This is a genomic window from Mesorhizobium sp. M0563 (assembly GCF_040321065.1).
Lineage (GTDB): Bacteria > Pseudomonadota > Alphaproteobacteria > Rhizobiales > Rhizobiaceae > Mesorhizobium.
The window spans coordinates 1-1,640 of sequence record NZ_JAMYQV010000047.1 but is presented as its reverse complement, the minus strand read 5'-3'; the positions used below and the strand labels follow the sequence as shown (position 1 = coordinate 1,640).

Here is a 1,640-nt window from a genome sequence, read left to right as displayed (position 1 = left end):
GTAACCGGTATGATCATGACGGTGCCATCCGATCCCCGCTGGAGATGAGCGATTTTCGGCGTATGGTGCGACCATCCGGGACAGGGGCACCGGGAGCACGCCAAGTGCGGGCAGGCCGATGTATTCGATGAGCTGCGAGCTCGCGTTAGTAGCTGGCCGCCCCTGCGACCTGCCCGGTTGCGCCGAGAGCGCGGATCCGTAGGTGTCGCGTCGCCCGCCGGCTCCCGACTGTTTGAGGAGAGGGAGCCGATGAGACGTGTGATTGGAATGGACATCCACCGCACCTTTGCGGAGGTGGTGGTTTGGGAAGACGGCCGGCTGCGCCATCACGGACGGGTCGACATGACCCGCTCGGGACTGGAAGGGTTCGGCCGCAGTTTGCGACGGACGGATGAGGTTGTCGTCGAGGCCACGGGCAACGCCATGGCGGTGGTGCGGGTTCTGTCGCCCTATGTCGGCCGGGTGATTGTCGCCAACCCGATGCAGGTGAAGGCGATCGCCCATGCCAGGATTAAGACCGACAAGATCGATGCCGGCGTTCTGGCGCAGCTCCATGCCAGCGGCTTTCTGCCGGAGGTCTGGGTACCTGACGAGCGGACCGAGCGGCTTCGCCGCCTCGTCGCGCGGCGCAACCAGGTAGTTCGGCATCGCACGCGCGTGAAGAACGAGGTGCATGGCATCCTGCAGGCGCACCTAGTGCCGAAGTGCCCGCATGCCGATCTGTTCAACAATCGCGGTCGCGCCTGGCTCGAGCGGCAGGTGCTTCCCGACGACGAGCGGGCCGCCATCGCCCGCCACATCCGCGAGATCGATCGCCTGGCCGAGGATCTGGCTGACCTCGATCGCGACATCGCCCGGGAAGCGGTTGATGATGCGCAAGTCCGGCGGCTTCAGACGATCACCGGCGTCAATGTCATCGTCGCGAGCGGTATCATCGCCGCGGTCGGCGAGATCCGGCGGTTCCGCGAGCCGCAGAAGCTGGTGAGCTACTTCGGCCTCAATCCGCGTGTGCGCCAATCCGGTCTTGGCTTGGCGCAATATGGCCGGATCAGCAAACATGGGCGTTCCCATGCCCGCGCCATGCTGGTCGAGGCCGCCTGGGCGGCGGCGAAGGCGCCCGGACCGCTCAGGGCCTTCTTCCTACGCATCCGTAACAAGCGCGGTCATCAGGTCGCAGCCGTGGCGGTCGCCCGCAAGCTCGCCGTGCTGATCTGGCATCTGCTGACAAAGGAGCAGGACTACTTCTGGGCTCGCCCGGCGCTGGTGGCGGCAAAGCAGAGGCAGCTCGCTCTCAAGGCCGGCGCGCCGGGCGAGCGCGGTGTCGGTCGCCGCGGTTCGGCTTACGCCTACAACGTGAAGGAGTTGCGAAACAGCGAGAAAGCCGCGGCCGAGAATGCCGAACGTGCCTACGAGCTAATGGTTCGGCATTGGCGGTCACGAGGGCCGAAGCGGCGCACGGACGCCACAAACGAGGAACGACTATAACGGCTGCGTGGCGGCACTCTCATCCTCTCGCACCACTCTTTGCCACGTGGTCGTCCGTGCCGGACAAATATAGCACAAGGAAATCTGGCGGCACGACCGACGCCCTCGGTCCGCTCCAGAATGGCGCCGTGCTCGACGCCGTCAAGGCGTGGCCT

Annotated in this window: 1 protein-coding gene; it reads left to right on the top strand. The window is 65.7% G+C overall.

Features of this window, described 5'->3' with window-relative positions; all coding sequences use genetic code 11:
• Positions 1 to 267 precede the first annotated feature (267 nt).
• Positions 268 to 1,485 carry an IS110 family RNA-guided transposase gene (locus tag NKI50_RS30460; RefSeq protein ID WP_352503708.1) on the top strand — a complete coding sequence of 406 codons (1,218 nt, stop codon included), beginning with the start codon at positions 268 to 270 and terminating at the stop codon, positions 1,483 to 1,485.
• The last annotated feature ends 155 nt before the right edge of the window (positions 1,486 to 1,640 follow it).

Bases quoted from the DNA above. Each gene is read 5' to 3' on its own strand.
- NKI50_RS30460 (WP_352503708.1), top strand. From the start codon at position 268: ATGGACATCCACCGCACCTTTGCGGAGGTGGTGGTTTGGGAAGACGGC.